Annotated in this window: 13 protein-coding genes and 1 tRNA gene; 8 read left to right on the forward strand and 6 right to left on the reverse strand. The window is 68.4% G+C overall.

Going from position 1 to position 15,539, the window contains the following annotated elements:
* Positions 1-137: 137 nt before the first annotated feature.
* From pheS to IHE47_RS02975, 6 genes are all read left to right on the forward strand, one after another.
* Positions 138-1,133, forward strand: coding sequence for a phenylalanine--tRNA ligase subunit alpha (gene pheS, locus IHE47_RS02950; protein WP_192104059.1), 996 nt, complete (start codon positions 138-140; stop codon positions 1,131-1,133).
* A gap of 100 nt (positions 1,134-1,233) precedes the next feature.
* The gene (pheT, locus tag IHE47_RS02955) at positions 1,234-3,624 is read left to right on the forward strand and encodes a phenylalanine--tRNA ligase subunit beta (RefSeq protein ID WP_192104061.1); all 2,391 of its coding nucleotides are present in this window, start codon (positions 1,234-1,236) and stop codon (positions 3,622-3,624) included.
* A gap of 1 nt (position 3,625) precedes the next feature.
* Entirely contained in the window at positions 3,626-3,925 is a 300-nt protein-coding gene (gene ihfA, locus IHE47_RS02960) for an integration host factor subunit alpha (RefSeq protein ID WP_077481444.1), read from the forward strand.
* Positions 3,906-4,262: a MerR family transcriptional regulator gene (locus IHE47_RS02965; RefSeq protein ID WP_181301494.1), complete on the forward strand. Its 357-nt coding sequence runs from the start codon at positions 3,906-3,908 to the stop codon at positions 4,260-4,262. Before ihfA ends, IHE47_RS02965 begins: the two co-directional genes overlap by 20 nt.
* 87 nt (positions 4,263-4,349) lie before the next feature.
* Positions 4,350-4,426: transfer RNA gene (locus IHE47_RS02970), tRNA-Pro, on the forward strand.
* Between the two features lie 857 nt (positions 4,427-5,283).
* Positions 5,284-6,003: a hypothetical protein gene (locus IHE47_RS02975; protein ID WP_192104063.1), complete on the forward strand. Its 720-nt coding sequence runs from the start codon at positions 5,284-5,286 to the stop codon at positions 6,001-6,003.
* Between the two features lie 48 nt (positions 6,004-6,051).
* Here IHE47_RS02975 and IHE47_RS02980 read toward each other — a convergent pair whose 3' ends face one another.
* Complete coding sequence (locus IHE47_RS02980) at positions 6,052-7,653, reverse strand: methyl-accepting chemotaxis protein (RefSeq protein ID WP_192104065.1); 1,602 nt, start codon at positions 7,651-7,653, stop codon at positions 6,052-6,054.
* A gap of 109 nt (positions 7,654-7,762) precedes the next feature.
* On the reverse strand, positions 7,763-8,995 hold the full coding sequence (gene serA, locus IHE47_RS02985; RefSeq protein ID WP_192104067.1) for a phosphoglycerate dehydrogenase: 1,233 nt from the start codon (positions 8,993-8,995) through the stop codon (positions 7,763-7,765).
* 109 nt (positions 8,996-9,104) lie between these two features.
* Between serA and IHE47_RS02990 the strand changes: the two genes are divergently transcribed.
* Positions 9,105-10,493, forward strand: coding sequence for an FAD-binding oxidoreductase (locus tag IHE47_RS02990; RefSeq protein WP_192104069.1), 1,389 nt, complete (start codon positions 9,105-9,107; stop codon positions 10,491-10,493).
* A gap of 4 nt (positions 10,494-10,497) precedes the next feature.
* Here the strand turns inward: IHE47_RS02990 and bla are convergent, their stop codons facing one another.
* The gene (bla, locus tag IHE47_RS02995; protein WP_192104071.1) at positions 10,498-11,508 is read right to left on the reverse strand and encodes a class A beta-lactamase; all 1,011 of its coding nucleotides are present in this window, start codon (positions 11,506-11,508) and stop codon (positions 10,498-10,500) included.
* Between the two features lie 149 nt (positions 11,509-11,657).
* On the opposite strand from bla, the gene pip reads away from it, so the two are divergent.
* The gene (gene pip / locus IHE47_RS03000; RefSeq protein WP_192104073.1) at positions 11,658-12,617 is read left to right on the forward strand and encodes a prolyl aminopeptidase; all 960 of its coding nucleotides are present in this window, start codon (positions 11,658-11,660) and stop codon (positions 12,615-12,617) included.
* Between the two features lie 4 nt (positions 12,618-12,621).
* Here pip and IHE47_RS03005 read toward each other — a convergent pair whose 3' ends face one another.
* The 3 genes from IHE47_RS03005 to IHE47_RS03015 form a co-directional block, all read right to left on the reverse strand.
* Positions 12,622-14,214 carry an FAD-dependent oxidoreductase gene (locus IHE47_RS03005; protein ID WP_192104075.1) on the reverse strand — a complete coding sequence of 531 codons (1,593 nt, stop codon included), beginning with the start codon at positions 14,212-14,214 and terminating at the stop codon, positions 12,622-12,624.
* Positions 14,215-14,853, reverse strand: a complete 639-nt coding sequence (upp, locus tag IHE47_RS03010) for a uracil phosphoribosyltransferase (protein ID WP_192104077.1) — start codon at positions 14,851-14,853, stop codon at positions 14,215-14,217.
* Between the two features lie 212 nt (positions 14,854-15,065).
* Complete coding sequence (locus tag IHE47_RS03015; RefSeq protein WP_192104078.1) at positions 15,066-15,428, reverse strand: PsiF family protein; 363 nt, start codon at positions 15,426-15,428, stop codon at positions 15,066-15,068.
* Positions 15,429-15,539: the final 111 nt, after the last annotated feature.

Genomic DNA, 15,539 nt, shown 5'->3' on the forward strand with positions numbered 1-15,539 from the left:
CTCATCCTTGATCGCGAAGATCAAGAAGCGGCCATCCATGGCCGCACTCTTCAAGGGATGCGCGTAACGTCTGCGGGGAGGAGGCCTAAAGCCTCCTCCCCGTTTTTATTTGTGACTTCCAGACCGGGATCGCATTGATGGACGACTTGGAAAGCCGCGCCGCGCAAGCGCAGGCTGAAATCGACAAGACCGATACGCTGGACGCGCTGGAGGCACTGCGCGTCGGCCTGCTCGGCAAGAGCGGCATCGTCACCGCCGCGCTGAAGACGCTGGGCTCGTTGCCGCCGGAAGAGAAAAAGGCGCGTGGCGCCGAAGTGAACCGCGTCAAGGAGCGCCTGGCCGATGCGCTGGCCGCGCGCAAGGCCACGCTGGAGCAGGCCGAGCTGGATCGCCGGCTCGCTTCCGAGACCATCGACATCTCGCTGCCCGGCCGCGACGGCGAGCGCGGCGGCATCCACCCGATCACCCGCGCGCTGGAGCGCATCGCCGCGATCTTCGCGCGGCTGGGCTACCAGCGCGCCGACGGTCCCGAGATCGAGGACGACTGGCACAACTTCGAGGCGCTGAATTTCCCGCCGCACCATCCGGCGCGCGCCATGCACGACACCTTCTACTTCGGCGACGGCCGCCTGCTGCGCACGCATACCTCGCCGGTGCAGATCCGCTCGATGAAGGGGCGCCAGCCGCCCATCCGCATCATCGCGCCGGGCAAGGTCTACCGCAGCGACTCGGACCAGACGCACTCGCCGATGTTCCACCAGATCGAGGGCCTGCTGGTGGACGAGACCTCCAGCTTCGCCGACCTCAAGGGCACGCTGGCCGAGTTCATCCGTGCGTTCTTCGAGCGCGATTTCGAGATGCGCTTCCGCCCCAGCTATTTCCCCTTCACCGAGCCTTCGGCCGAAGTGGACATCCGCTGGGAGACGAAGGATGGCGAGTCGCGCTGGCTGGAAGTGCTGGGCTGCGGCATGGTGCACCCGAACGTGCTGGCGAACTGCGGCATCGACCCGGAGCGCTACACCGGCTTCGCCTTCGGCCTGGGCGTGGAGCGTTTCGCGATGCTGCGCTACGGCGTCTCCGACCTGCGCGCGTTCTTCGAGAACGACCTGAGGTTCCTCAGGCAGTTTGCCTGAGAAACGGGATTCGGGATTGGGGATTCGGGATTCGCAAGAGCCTCGGTTCCGCAGCTTTTCCGAATCCCGAATCCCCAATCCCGAATCCCGGACTTCAACCATGAAATTCTCCGAGAACTGGCTGCGCCAGCATGTGCCGACCAAGGCCTCGCGCGACGAACTTTCCGCGACGCTGACCGCCATCGGCCTGGAGGTCGAGGACGTCACCGCGCTGGGCGACTCGCTGGCCGGCGTGGTGGTGGCGCGCATCGTCAGCGCACTGAAGCACCCCGAGGCCGACCGCCTGCAGGTATGCGAGGTGGATACGGGCAACGGCACCGTGCAGATCGTCTGCGGCGCGCCCAACGCGCGTGCGGGCCTGGTGGCGCCGCTCGCGACCGTGGGCGCGACCTTGCCGGGCGGTATCGCCATCAAGGCGGCGAAGCTGCGCGGCGTCGAGTCGTCCGGCATGCTGTGTTCGGCCAAGGAACTGGGCATCGATCCGGATGCCTCAGGCCTGCTCGAACTCCCGACCGATGCCCCGGTGGGCACGCCGCTCGCGGCCTACCTCGGCCTGCCGGATGCCAGCATCGAGATCAAGCTCACGCCCAACCGTGCTGACTGCTTCAGCGTGCGCGGTATCGCGTTCGACGTCGCCGCCGCGCTGGGCGGCGAGGTGCTGCCGCTGGATGCCGCACCGGTACCGGCCGGCAGCGATGCCAGGCTGGAGATCGCCCTGGAAGCCGGCCCGCGCGTACCGCGCTTCGCCGGTCGCGTGATCGACGGCGTGGACGCCCGCGTGGCGACGCCGGTGTGGATGGCCGAGCGCCTGCGCCGCAGCGGCCTGCGCCCGATCAGCTTCCTGGTCGACGTCACCCAGTACGTGATGCTGGAACTGGGCCAGCCGATGCATGCCTTCGACAAGGACAAGCTGGAAGGCGGCGTTGTCGTGCGTCCGGCACGCGCCGGCGAGTCGCTGCAATTGCTCGACGGCCGCACCGTCGAGCTGGATGCGGATTTCCTCGTCGTCGCCGACGGCCATGGCGGCCGGGGCGAACGCGCGGTCGCGCTGGGCGGGATCATGGGCGGCTCCGAAACGCGCGTCACCGAGGCCACCGTCAACGTATTCCTGGAAGCCGCGCACTGGATTCCGTCGGCCATCATCGGCCGCAGCCGCCGGCTCGGCATGCATACCGACGCCGGGCACCGTTTCGAGCGCGGCGTCGATCCGGAGCTGCCGCCCATCGCCATCGAGTACGCAACCCGGCTGATCCTCGACATCGCCGGCGGCGTGGCCGGACCGCTGCTCGACGTCACCCTGCCCGGGCAGGTGCAGGCACCTCAACCGATCCTGCTTCGGCGTGCGCGGCTACTGCGCGTGCTCGGCCTGCCGGTGGCCGATGCCGAGGTCGTGCGCATCTTCACGGCGCTGGGCATGCAGGTCGAGCCGCTGGCCGAAGGGTGGCGGGTCACCGCCCCCAGCCGCCGCTTCGACATCGAACGCGAGGAGGACTTGATCGAGGAAGTCGCGCGCATCTTCGGTTACGACCGCATCCCCACCGCGACGCCGGCGGGCGCGTTGACCCTGGTGGCCGAGCCGGAAGCGCGCATCGGGGAGCTGGCATTGCGCGAGCAACTCGCAGCGCGGGGTTACTACGAGGCGGTGAACCTGTCCTTCGTCTCCGCCGGGCTGCTGGCGCGCTGGGGTCTCGAAGGGCAGGGCGTGCCGTTGGCCAACCCGCTGTCGGCCGACCTGGCGGTGATGCGCCCCTCGCTGTTGCCGGGTCTGGTGGAGGCCTTGCGCCACAACCGTGCGCGCCAGCAGGAGCGGGTGCGGCTGTTCGAGGTCGCCCGTGTGTTCGCGGCGGGCAATCCGCCCGTGGAAACCCCGAGCCTGGCCATCGTCGCCAGCGGCAACGCGCACGCCGTGCAGTGGGGCGAGCCGTCCCGGGCGCTGGATTTCTTTGATCTCAAGGGCGACCTGGACGCGCTGCTTGCCTGGGGCGGCGAGCCGCATCGCTGGACGGTGCATGCCGACAGCCTGCCGGCGTGGCTGCATCCGGGCCGTGGCGCGCGGCTCGCGCGCGATGGCCGGACGGCCGGCTGGCTGGGCGCCCTGCATCCGCAACTGGCCAAGGTGCTGGACCTGGGGCCGGACGTGCACGTGCTGGAACTGGCGCTGGAACCGCTGCTGGCCCGCCGCCTGCCCAGGGCGCAGCCGGTGGCGCGTTTCCCCTCGGTGCGCCGCGATATCGCCGTCGAAGTGCCCGAAGAGGTGACCTGGTCACGGATCGAGCAGGCGGTTGGCGGCAGCCTTGGCGAGGTGCTGGCGGAGCTGCGGCTGTTCGACCGCTACAGCGGCAAGGGGGTCGAAGTGGGCCGAAAAAGTCTCGCTATGGGCTTGATTTTGCAGGATGCTTCACGCACCCTTACCGACGAAGACGCAGACCGTTGCGTGCGGCAGGCGATCGCCGCACTGGAGCAAACGTGCAAGGCCAAGTTGCGAGGATGAGATGGCTCTGACCAAGGCGGATATGGCCGAGCGGCTTTTCCTCGACGTGGGCCTGAACAAGCGGGAAGCCAAGGAGTTCGTGGACGCCTGTTTCGAGGTGGTCCGCGAGGCCTTGGAGCGGGGGGAGCAGGTGAAGCTGTCCGGTTTCGGCAACTTCGACCTGCGCGAGAAGAACCAGCGGCCCGGGCGCAACCCGAAGACCGGCGAAGAGATTCCGATCTCGGCGCGGCGGGTGGTGACGTTCCGTCCGGGTCAGAAACTCAAGGTGCGAGTCGAGGGCTATGCTGGACCAAGGGAATAACACCGAACTGCCGCCCATCCCGGCCAAGCGCTACTTCACCATCGGTGAGGTGGGCGAGTTGTGCGGTGTGAAACCGCACGTGCTGCGCTACTGGGAGCAGGAGTTCCCCGCGCTGAACCCGGTGAAGCGTCGCGGCAACCGCCGCTACTACCAGCGCCACGACGTGCTGATGATCCGCCAGATCCGCGCGCTGCTGTACGACGAAGGTTTCACCATCACCGGCGCGCGCGCCCGGCTGGAAGGCCCGCAGGCGCGTGTCGAGGCGAGCATGTCGCACCAGATCGTGCACCAGGTACGCCTGGAGCTGGAAGAAGTCCTCGCCCTGCTGCGCCGCTGAGCGCATTCCTCTGTTATAGTTCGCGCTTCCCGATCGCATGATCGAGAGCACGAAAGGCGGCCACGTTGCCGCCTTTCCAGTCCAAGTCGGGGCGTAGCGCAGCCTGGTAGCGCATTTGCCTGGGGGGCAAAGGGTCGTCGGTTCGAATCCGGCCGCCCCGACCAATTGGATGACTCCAGGCAACCCTGGATATCCCGAAAACCGCGCTCTGGCGCGGTTTTTTGTTGGCTGCATTATCCGTAACGTCCCGGCGCTTCCCTTGAGCGTTCCCAATTCCGGGGGGAGACGAAACCCTCCGAATGGTGCCGTATCCCCAAAGGCAGGTGCGCGTCTCGTGCAGGACGTTTCCAGGCTGGATGCCAGGCGGGGGATTTTCGGAGCGTCCTTTGGGCAAGAAGTGTTCAACGAAGCCACCTACGTCTTGTCGGGTTTCCAGAGCGTACGCGACGCCCATTTCTCGGCGTGCTGCGCTCGGGCCATGAGCTATGGCCGGATGAGCTGGATTGGCGCGAAGAATCCCGGCCATCGACCCGCGCCCAACTTGCGCGCGTCGGCTGACGCCTGACGGCCTGGGCCCGCGCTAACATCCTGGAGACTCAATCATCCAGCCCACGACCCGAGACCGATTGAATGACCTCGACAGACCGGCAGGCAGACGCTGACCAGCCACCCCGCACCGGGCACATGCCCAAGCCTTCACCGTGCGATCTGGACGGCGAGGCCACCGACTGCGCCGAGGAGTTGGCGCACGAGGAGGCGCTGCGCGGGTCCTCGCTTCGCGTGCCGCGTTGACGGGTGCCGCGCACGGTTGGGGCGGTTGGCTGCGTCCTCGATCTCGAGTCGTTGTGGTGCGAAGCCTGCAAGGCATGGTCCGGCAGAGGCCACCCGACCACCTGGCCGGAAACATCGACGGCGCCGAGAGGCGCCGTGCGCGTTTGCGTGCTTGCTGCGGGCGCAGGAAATTGCACCGCGGGGAGGCTAGGCTGCGCGCACCGGGTTTGCCCATGCCAGGAGATGCCGCATGTCGTCGAACAACTGCCACCCGAACGCCCCGCACGAGAAGCTCAAGGCGCCCGACTGGTACGTCTCGGCGCTGATGATGGATCGCGCGCTGGACGCGGTCCTGCGCCGCGTGAGGAAGCTCGACCGCGAACACGACATCCCCTACCTCGCCGGCTACAGCCGCGACGGCAAGACCATCTACATCGACCGCCACCTGCCGAAGAGCTTCACGTTCCGCGGCCGCACCATCGAGGTGGACCGCTTCCTGATCCTGCACGAGGAAGTGGAGAAGACCCTGATCGACCAGCTCGACCTGCACTACCTGCACGCGCACCAGATCGCCACGCGCGCCGAGGAGGCGGCGGTGAACGCGCAGCGCGTCACCTGGAAGGCCTACGACCGCTTCATGCAGAAGTACGTGAAGTCGATCGGTGACGAGCGCCTGCAGAAGGTGCCGGCCGACCTCGACCTGAAGCCCTACCGCGACTACCACGACTACGACCTGCTGCAGCGGATGGAGCAGCACATGGAGCACACGCCCGGCTTGGGCGCGAAGTTCAGGGACGAACTGAAGTCCTATGCCGCCGCGTTCCGCGAGCAGCATGAAACGGAGCGGAGGCAGGCCAGGCACAAGCCCGCGGCGGCCGCACCGAAGAAAGCGGCGCCGAAGAAATCGGCGACGGGCAAGGCGACGAAATCGTCGCGCAGCCCGGATCGTCGAACAGCCGGGCGGGACTGAGCCGGTTCCCGGGCGAGGGGCGCCGCTTTCGCGGCGGGCCCCGCCGGTTCAGGCGGCTTCCGCCAGTTCCCCGTCGTCGTCCATCTTGAAGAAGGCCACGCTCTGGACCAGCGACCCGGCGCGCGTCTGCACGGCCTCGGTGGCGGCGGCGGCCTCTTCCACCAGCGCGGCGTTGCTCTGCGTGACCTCGTCCATCTGGCTCACCGCCTGGTTGACCTGCTGGATGCCGGTCGCCTGCTCGCGGCTCTGCAGGGCGATCGAGTTGACGGTGTCGACGACCTCTTCCACGCTGCCGAGCAGCTTGCCGACCATGGCTTCGGCATGGCCGATCCGCTGCGTGCTGCCGTTGATGATGGATATCGACTCCTCGATCAACGCACGGATCTGGTCGGATGCCGCGCGCGAGTTGCGTGCCAGGGACTGCACTTCGGACGCCACCACGTTGAATCCCTTGCCGGCTTCGCCTGCGTGGGCCGCTTCCACGGAGGCGTTGATCGCCAGGATGTGGGTCTGGGTCGCGATGCGCGCCATGGTTTCGGTGATCTCGTTGATGCGGCCGGAGACGTCCTGGACGCGTTCCATCGCCTTGACCGCCTCGCTCATGGCGGCGCCGCTTTCGCGCGCCACGTCGGAGGCCCCGGCCGCCAGCTGGGCGGCCTGCTGCGCGCGCATGGCATTTGCGTTGACGCTCTCGGTGAACTCCTGCATCGACGCGGCGGTTTCCTCCAGCGCCGCCGCCTGTTCGCTGGTGCGCGCGGAAAGGTCGTGGTTGCCGCTGGCGATCTGGTTCGTGGAGGACGAAATCTCGTGCGAGCCCTTGCGGATCGTGCCGACGACCTGGAGCAATTGGCGGTTCATGCGGTCCAGGGCGCCGAGCAACTGGCCGGTCTCGTCGCGGCTGACGGCCTCGATGCGCGTGCGCAGGTCGCCGTCCGCCACGGCCTCGGCCACCTTCACCGCGCGATGGATCGGCATGGTGATGCTGTAGGCCAGCAGCCAGATCAGCAGCGTGCAGGCGACCAGCGCGCAAAGCACCACCGCGGCCAGCAGGTGCCAGGCGCTGCGATAGGCGCTTTCGCTCTCCGCGTCGATGCTGCGGCCCTCGGCGGCGGCCTGGTCCTTCATGCCCGCCACCAGTCCGTCGATGGCGTCGGTCGGCGGGCGGTCCATGCCGGCCACCAGGGCATCCACCACGTGCACGCTGTCCGGCTTGCTGCCGTTGTACTTCTGCAGGGCATCGTCGTAGCGCTTCTGCAGTTCGGCATGGGTGGACAGCGCGGTGTCGACGCCGCGGGTGTCCAGTCCGAGCGCGGCCATCTGCTGCTTGAGGGAGGCCAGGTCCCGGTCCACCGCCTGGCTGCCGGCGGTGAACTGGTCGTGATACTTCTTGAAGGCCTCGGGCGCCGCGCCGCGCAGCAGGGTGTCCTTCCAGTTCTGCACCTGCTTCTTGAAGTCGACCTGGGCCACGCGCGCCGTGTCCGCGGCTGCAGCGAAGGCAGTGGCCGTCTGGGTGGCGCGGATCTGCAGTTCGTGGGTGCGTTGCAGGCCCTGCCAGCCGCCGAAGCCGACCACGGCGGTGGCCAGCAGCATGATGAAGCCGAGCAGGCCGAGCCGCAGGGCGATGCGCAAGTCGCGTAACCGGAACGTCATGGCGATACCCAGGCTGGACGGGATTCCGGGCTATCGGCAAGCCAGGGCGGTGGCTTGAGCCCCGCCCCGGCATCGGCAGGTCTTGTGGCGCCGGAAGCCGGCGCTGCCGTCAGTACAGCACGCGGGTGCGCAAGGTCCCCTGGATGGCCACCAGCTTGTCCTTCAAGGCGTTGGCCTGGGCCTCGTCGGCCGACACGTCGATCACCACATAGCCCACTTCCGCGTCGGTCTGCAGGAACTGCGCGTCGATGTTGATGTTGCCGGCCGAAAACAGTTCGTTGATGCGCGACAGCACGCCGGGCACGTTGCGGTGGATGTGCAGCAGGCGGCGGCTCCTCGGGTGTTCCGGCAGCGACACTTCCGGGAAGTTCACCGCCGACAGGGTGGAGCCGTTGTCGCTGTAGCGCACCAGCTTGCTGGCCACCTCGATGCCGATGTTGTCCTGCGCCTCCAGCGTGCTGCCGCCGATATGCGGGGTGAGGATCACGTTGTCCAGGCCGATCAGCGGCGACACGAACGGGTCGTCGTTGCCCTTCGGCTCCACCGGGAACACGTCCACCGCGGCGCCGGCGACGTGCCCGGAACGCAGCGCGTCCGCCAGCGCGTCGATCTCCACCACGCTGCCGCGCGAGGCGTTGATCAGCACCGCGCCATTGCGCATCGCGGCGATTTCCGCGGCGCCGAACATCAGCTTGGTGGCCGGCGTCTCCGGCACGTGCAGAGTCACCACGTCGGAGCGCTGCAGCAGGTCGTGCAGGCTGGCGGCGGCCTGGGCGTTGCCCAGCGCCAGCTTGGTCTCCACGTCGTGGAAGATCACGCGCATGCCCAGGCTCTCGGCCAGCACGCCGACCTGGGTGCCGATGTGGCCGTAGCCGATCACGCCCAGCACCTTGCCGCGCGCCTCGTAGCTGCCGGCGGCGGACTTGCTCCAGCCGCCGCGGTGGCATTGCGCGCTGCGCTGCGGGATGCCACGCAGCAGCATGATCGCCTCGGCGATCACCAGCTCGGCCACGCTGCGGGTGTTGGAGTAGGGCGCGTTGAACACCGGCACGCCCAGCCGTTCCGCCTCGCCCAGGTCGACCTGGTTGGTGCCGATGCAGAAGCAGCCCGCCGCGATCAGCCGCTTGGCGTTGCGCAGCACCGCGGCGGTGAGCTGGGTGCGCGAGCGCAGCCCCACGATGTGGGCGTCGGCGATGCGCTCCAGCAACTGCGCCTCGGGCAGCGACTTCTCGTGGTACTCGATGTTGCTGTAGCCGGCCCGCTCGAAGACCTCCACCGCGGTGCGACTCACGCCCTCCAGCAGCAGCACCTTGATGTCTTGCCGTGGGAACGAGGTCTTCATGGGGGCTCCGGGGTGGAATGAACTGCTACTATGCCAGAATTGCGGCAACGCAGCACATGGTCGTTTGGACGTCCGAACGCCACACGAGGCATAACCCACCGGAGACCCCATGAGCGACGCCCTGGACGATCTCGCCCGCCGCCTGCCCGGGCTGCGCCTGCTTTCCGAACCCGGCGACCTGGAGCACTACGGCCGCGACTGGACGCGCCGCTGGACGCCCGCGCCGCTGGCCATCGCGCTGCCGGCCACGGTGGAGGAAGTGCAGGGCATCGTGCGCTGGGCCAACGAGCATGGCGTGGCCCTCGTGCCCTCGGGCGGGCGCACCGGGCTTTCCGGCGGCGCGGTGGCGGCGCACGGCGAGCTGGTGCTCAGCCTGGAGCGGATGAGCCGCGTGCTGGGCTTCGATGCCGCCGACCGCACGCTCACCGTGCAGCCGGGCATGCCGCTGGAGGCCGTGCACGCGGCGGCGCGTGAGCAGGGGTTGATCTACCCGGTGGACTTCGCCGCGCGCGGTTCGTGCTCCATCGGCGGCAACATCGCCACCAACGCCGGCGGCATCCGGGTGATCCGCTACGGCAACACCCGCGAGTGGATCGCCGGACTCAAGGTGGTGGCCGGCAACGGTGAACTGCTCGACCTCAACCGCGCGCTGGTGAAGAACTCCAGCGGCTACGACTTCCGCCAGTTGATGATCGGCTCGGAAGGCACGCTGGGCATCGTGGTGGAAGCCACGCTCAGGCTCACCGATCCGCCGCCGCCCGCGCAGACCATGCTGCTGGCGCTGCCGGACATGGACGCGGTGTTGTCCGTGTTCGGCCTGTTCCGCGCGAAGCTGGCGCTGCAGGCCTTCGAGTTTTTCACCGACATCGCGCTGAAGCACGTGCTGGCGCACGGCGCGCAGCGCGCGCTGGACGGCGAGCATCCCTACTACGTGGTCACCGAGTTCGACGCGCCGGACGAAGCCGCGCAGGACGCCGCGCTGGCGGTGCTGGGCGAAGGCATGGAGCAGGGCTGGATCGTGGACGGAACGATCGCGCAGAGCGAGGCGCAGGCCGCCGCGTTGTGGCGGCTGCGCGAAGGCATCACCGAGAGCCTGGCACCGCACAAGCCGTACAAGAACGACGTGTCGGTGCGCATTGGCGTGGTGCCGGCCTTCCTGCATGCGATGCAGGCGCTGCTGGCGCGCGAGTATCCGCACATCGAAGTGGTGTGGTTCGGCCACATCGGCGACGGCAACCTGCACATCAACGTGCTCAAGCCCGCTGCCATGGCGGATGCGGATTTCATCGCGCAATGCGAGCACGTCACCAAGCTGCTGGCCGCCACGCTGAAGGAACACGGCGGCAGCATCTCCGCCGAGCACGGCATCGGCCTGGTCAAGCAGCCCTACCTCGACAGCACGCGCAGCGCAGCAGAGATCGCGTTGATGCGCGGCGTGCGCAAGGTGTTCGACCCGAATGGCATCCTCAATCCGGGCAAGCTGCTCGAGGCGGAGTGAACGCTCAGGGACGCAGCGTGCCTGCGACCGTGCGTGCCAGGTCGGCAAACAGCGCGTCGCGCTCGGCTTTCGAGGCGGTCGAAGTCGTGAGGAAGGCCGCCACGATCACGCTGTGGCCGTCGGGCCAGGTCAGGATGCCGATGTCGTTGTAGGCGGCGGTGAGTCCGTCCAGCGTGTAGGACGTGCCGCATTTGTCCGCGAGTTGCACGTCGTGGGGCAGGCCCTGCCGCATGCGGTTCGGTTGCGTCTGCGCCTGCATCAGTGCGAGCAAGGCGTGCGTCGATGACGGTGAGAGCAGGGCGCCGCGCTGCAACTGGTCCAGGAAGTCTGCGGCGGCATCCGGCGTGCTGCGGTTGCGCGGATCGGCGAGATAGGCACGGTAGCCGCGCTGCAGGCGCGCCTCCTCTGCCTGTGCCGTCTCGTTCGCTGGCGGCTGCTGGCCGGATGCCAGTTGTTCGAATACGCGGTCGACGCCGGCCTCGCCCATGTCCACGCGCATGCCGGTGATGCCGTGCGCACGCAGGAAGGCGGTGACCTCCTGCGGCGGGACCAGCTTCAACAGCGCGTCGACGGCGGTGTTGTCGCTGTCCTTGACGGCTGCCGTGAGCAGTTGGCGCACGGTGAACATCATCTGCTCGCCATGGAAGTGCGCGCCGATGGATGGCACGGCGGAACCGCCGACCACGTCGGCGCGCGTCAGGGTGACGGTCTGATCCATCGACAACTGGCCGTTGTCGATCTGCGCGAATACCGCGGCAGCGACCGGTGCCTTGAATACGCTCATCATCGGGTAGGCGCGGTCGGCATTGACGCGCCAGCGCTCTCCGCTCTGCGGGTCCAGCACGATGATGCCGAACACGCCGGGCTGCGCGCGTCTGGACAGCGCATCAAGCTTGCCCTGCAGTGCTGCATGGACGTCCGTTGGTTGCGATGTCGCCATGGCCAGCGGTGCGACGAAGACGAGGGCAAGGGCAAGGGCGAGCAGTCGAGGCAGACGGGCGCGTGTGGTTTGCATGTGGGTGCTTGGGTTGGCGGGAGGGCGACAGTCTCCCAGACGAAAAGGGCAACGCGGTAGCGCGTGCATGACTGGACGGTGCGCCGCACGGTTGTGGCCCGCAATCGCCGTGTTAGCCTTTTGGGATGTTTAGTGACGCGAGCACGACCATGACGCAGGAACGCCGCACGCTGTATCCCGAAATCGAGCCGTACGATCGCGGCATGCTCAGGGTCTCGGAGCTGCACACGCTTTACTACGAGCAGTGCGGCAACCCCGACGGCAAGCCGGTGGTGTTCCTGCACGGCGGCCCCGGCGGCGGCACCAATCCGAAGTGCCGGCGTTTCTTCGATCCCGCGGTGTACCGCATCGTGCTGTTCGACCAGCGCGGCTGCGGCCAGTCCACGCCGCATGCGGAACTGCGCGAGAACACCACCTGGGATCTGGTGGCCGACATCGAGCGCGTGCGCGAGCATCTCGCCATCGGCCGCTGGCAGGTGTTCGGCGGCTCGTGGGGTTCCACGCTGGCGCTGGCCTATGCGCAGACGCATCCCGACAAGGTCGCCGAGCTGGTGCTGCGCGGCATCTTCATGCTGCGCCGCTGGGAACTGGAGTGGTTCTACCAGAAGGGCTGCGACGCGCTGTACCCGGATGCGTGGGAAACCTATCTCGCGGCGATCCCCGAGGTGGAACGCGGCGACCTGATGAGCGCCTACCACCGCCGCCTCACCAGCGCCGACCCGGCGGTGCGCGTGGCCGCGGCGCGGGCATGGTCGGTGTGGGAGGGCTCCACCAGCTACCTGCACCAGGATCCGGCCAGCATCGGTGCGCACGACGAGGACGAATTCGCGCTCGCCTTCGCGCGCATCGAGTGCCACTACTTCGTCAACGGCGGCTTCTTCGCGCACGACGACCAGCTGCTGCGCAACGTGGAGCGCATCCGCAGGATCCCCGCCGTGATCGTGCAGGGCCGCTACGACGTGGTCTGCCCGATCCGCAGCGCCTGGGACCTGCACCGCGCCTGGCCGGAAGCGGACCTGCGTATCGTGCAGGACGCGGGGCATTCGGCGTTCGAGCCGGGCAACATCCACGAGTTGATGGAGGCCACCGACCGCTTCGGCCGCGGCTGAGGCGTCACCGGCCGCGCGCGACGAATTCGGCCGCCCGTTCGCCGATCATCGCGCAGGCTGCCTGCGTATTGCCCGAAATCAGCGTCGGCATGATGGAGGCATCGGCCACGCGCAGGCCGGCCACGCCACGCACGCGCAGTTCGGGATCGACCACGGAGGCGGCATCGCCGCCCATGCGGCAGGTGCCCACCGGGTGATAGATGGTGTCGGCGTGTTGGCGGATGATTTCGCGCAGGCGTGATTCGTCACTCGTCTCGGCGTCGTACAGCGCCGGCCCCGCGTAGCGCGCGAAGGCGGGAGCGGCGAGGATGCGGCGCGCGAGCGCGGTGCCGGCGAGCAAGGTGTCCATGTCGCGCGGGTCGGCGAGGAAGGCTGGGTCGATCAGCAGGGCCTTGCGCACATCGGTGCCGGCGAGGCGTACGCTGCCGCGGCTGTGCGGACGCAATACGCAGGTGTGCAGCGACATACCGCGCGTGGCGTGCAGGCGGCGGCTGTGGTTGTCCACGATGCCGATGCACAGGTGCAGTTGCACGTCGGGGCGTTCCAGTTCCGGGCGCGTACGCAGGAAGCCGCCGGCCTCGGCCACGTTGCTGGTGAGCAGGCCTGCGCCGCGGCGGAACGGCGCGATGGCGCGCAGCGCCTGCGGCACGATGGATGGCACGGTGCCGAACAGGCCGCGATCGTTCACCGCGCGGCTGATGACGAAGTCCACGTGGTCCTGCAGGTTGGAGCCCACGCCGGGCGCGTCGTGCCGTACCGCGATGCCCAGCTCGTGCAGATGCGCGGCCGGGCCGATGCCCGAAAGCATCAGCAATTGCGGCGTGCCGAAAGCGCCGGCGGCCAGCACGACTTCGGCGCGGGCGGCGTAGCGGTCGCCATTCGTGCAGGCGATGCCGGTGGCGCGGCGATCTTCGATCAGCACGCGCGCCGCCGCTGTCTCCGCAAGCACGGCGAGGTTCCTCGGCGCCAGGGCGGCGAGGTAGGCGCGCGCGGCATTCCAGCGTTGGCCGTGGCGCTGGTACACCTGGTAGGTGCCCACGCCTTCCTGGCTCGCACCGTTGAAATCCGGGTTGATGGCGTGGCCGCACTGCGCGGCGGCATCCACGAAGGCGCGCGCGCAGTCGCTGGGACTGGCCAGGTCGCCCACGGCCAGCGGGCCGCCGGTGGCGTGCCATGCGTCCGCGCCGCGCGCGTTGTCTTCGCTGCGCAGGAAATAGGGGAACACGTCGCGCCACGACCAGCCGGTGGCGCCCGCGCGGGCCCAGTCGTCGTAATCCTCGCGCTGGCCACGGATGTAGATCATCGCGTTGATCAGGCTGGAGCCGCCCAGGCCGCGGCCGCGCGGCTGCACGCCGCGGCGCCCGTCCAGGCCGGCTTGCGGCACGGTGCGATAGCTGTAGTTGCGCGCGTTGCGGAACGGCACCAGCGTGGCGATGCCCAACGGCACGTCGGAACGCAGGCCGCTTTTCGCGGGGCCGGTCTCCACCAGCAGCACGCTGGCATCCGGCTTGAGCATGGCCAGCCGCGCCGCGGTAGCGCAACCGGCGGGGCCGCCGCCGACGACGATGAAATCGAAGGTGCCCCTTGGCCCGCGCATTCAGCCCGGCAACTGTTTCGTGCCGAAGATCTTGTCGCCCGCGTCGCCCAGGCCGGGCAGGATGTAGCCGTGCTCGTTGAGCCGTTCGTCGATCGCGGCGGTGTAGATCTCGATGTCGGGATGTGCGGCCTCGATGCGCTTGAGGCCTTCCGGCGCGGCGACCAGGAACAGGCCCTTGATGCGCGTGCAGCCGGCGGCCTTGAGCATGTCCACGGTGGCGACCAGGGTGCCGGCGGTGGCGAGCATGGGGTCGACGATCAGCGCGATGCGCTCGTCCATGCGGCCGGTGAGCTTTTCGTAGTAGGCGATCGGCTTGAGCGTCTGCTCGTCGCGCTGCAGGCCCACCACGCTGACCTTGGCGGCGGGGATCAGGTCGAGCACGCCGGGCAGCATGCCGAGGCCGGCGCGCAGGATCGGCACGATGGTGATCTTGGCGCCCTTGATCCGCTGCACGACGAGCGGGCCGGCCCAGCCCTCGATGTGTTCCTCGACGGTTTCCAGGTCCTTGGTGGCCTCGTAGGTGAGCAGGGCGGCGACCTCGCCGGCCAGCTCGCGGAACTCCTTGGTGCTGATCCCGGCGCGGCGCATCAGGCCGAGCTTGTGCTGGATCAGCGGATGGCGGACTTCGACGATTTTCATCGGCCAAGCATAGCCGCTGAAAATCGCCATGAGCGATTCAGGACGACTCTTTTCGAAGAGTGCGGCCATGGATGGCCGCCCGTTTGATTTTCGCGATCAGGGATGATCGCAAAGGTAACTCCCGCCCGTTTGATTCTCGCGATCAAGGATGATCGCAAAAACAAAGCGCCGCCTTGTCGCGGCGGCGCTTTGGCTGGAACGCTGCGGCGGCTTCAGTGTGCGGCGGGAGCCGCGGCGGTATCGCCCTTGAGGCAGGTGCTCATGAAGGTCTTGCGGTCGGCGCCCTTGAGCGCCTTGGTCTTGGCGTCGGCGCTGCAGCTCTTCATTTTTTCCTGCTGCGTGGTCTTGGCGGCCGGCGCGGCGGCGGTGCTTTCGCCCTTGAGGCAGGAGCTCATGAAGGTCTTGCGGTCGGCGCCGGTCTTGCCGGTGGCCTGCTTGTTGCAGTCGCTCATGCGCTGCTGCTGCGGGGTGAGGGTCTTGCCAGAGGTTGCTGCCTGCGGTGCGGCGGCGAACGCGACGGTGGTGGCGAAGGTGAGGGCGGCGCAGGCGGCGATCTGGCTGAAACGCAACGTCATGGTGATTCCTCCCAAGGTGACCGGCGGTTACCGGCGTGCGCAGTCTATCGCCGCGGAGGGCGCATTGAAGCTGAACGACGGAAGGTCGGCGTAGGCCCGGCGCCCGCCGCA

The organism is Rhodanobacter sp. DHB23 (assembly GCF_014842975.1).
Taxonomy (GTDB): Bacteria; Pseudomonadota; Gammaproteobacteria; order Xanthomonadales; family Rhodanobacteraceae; genus Rhodanobacter_A.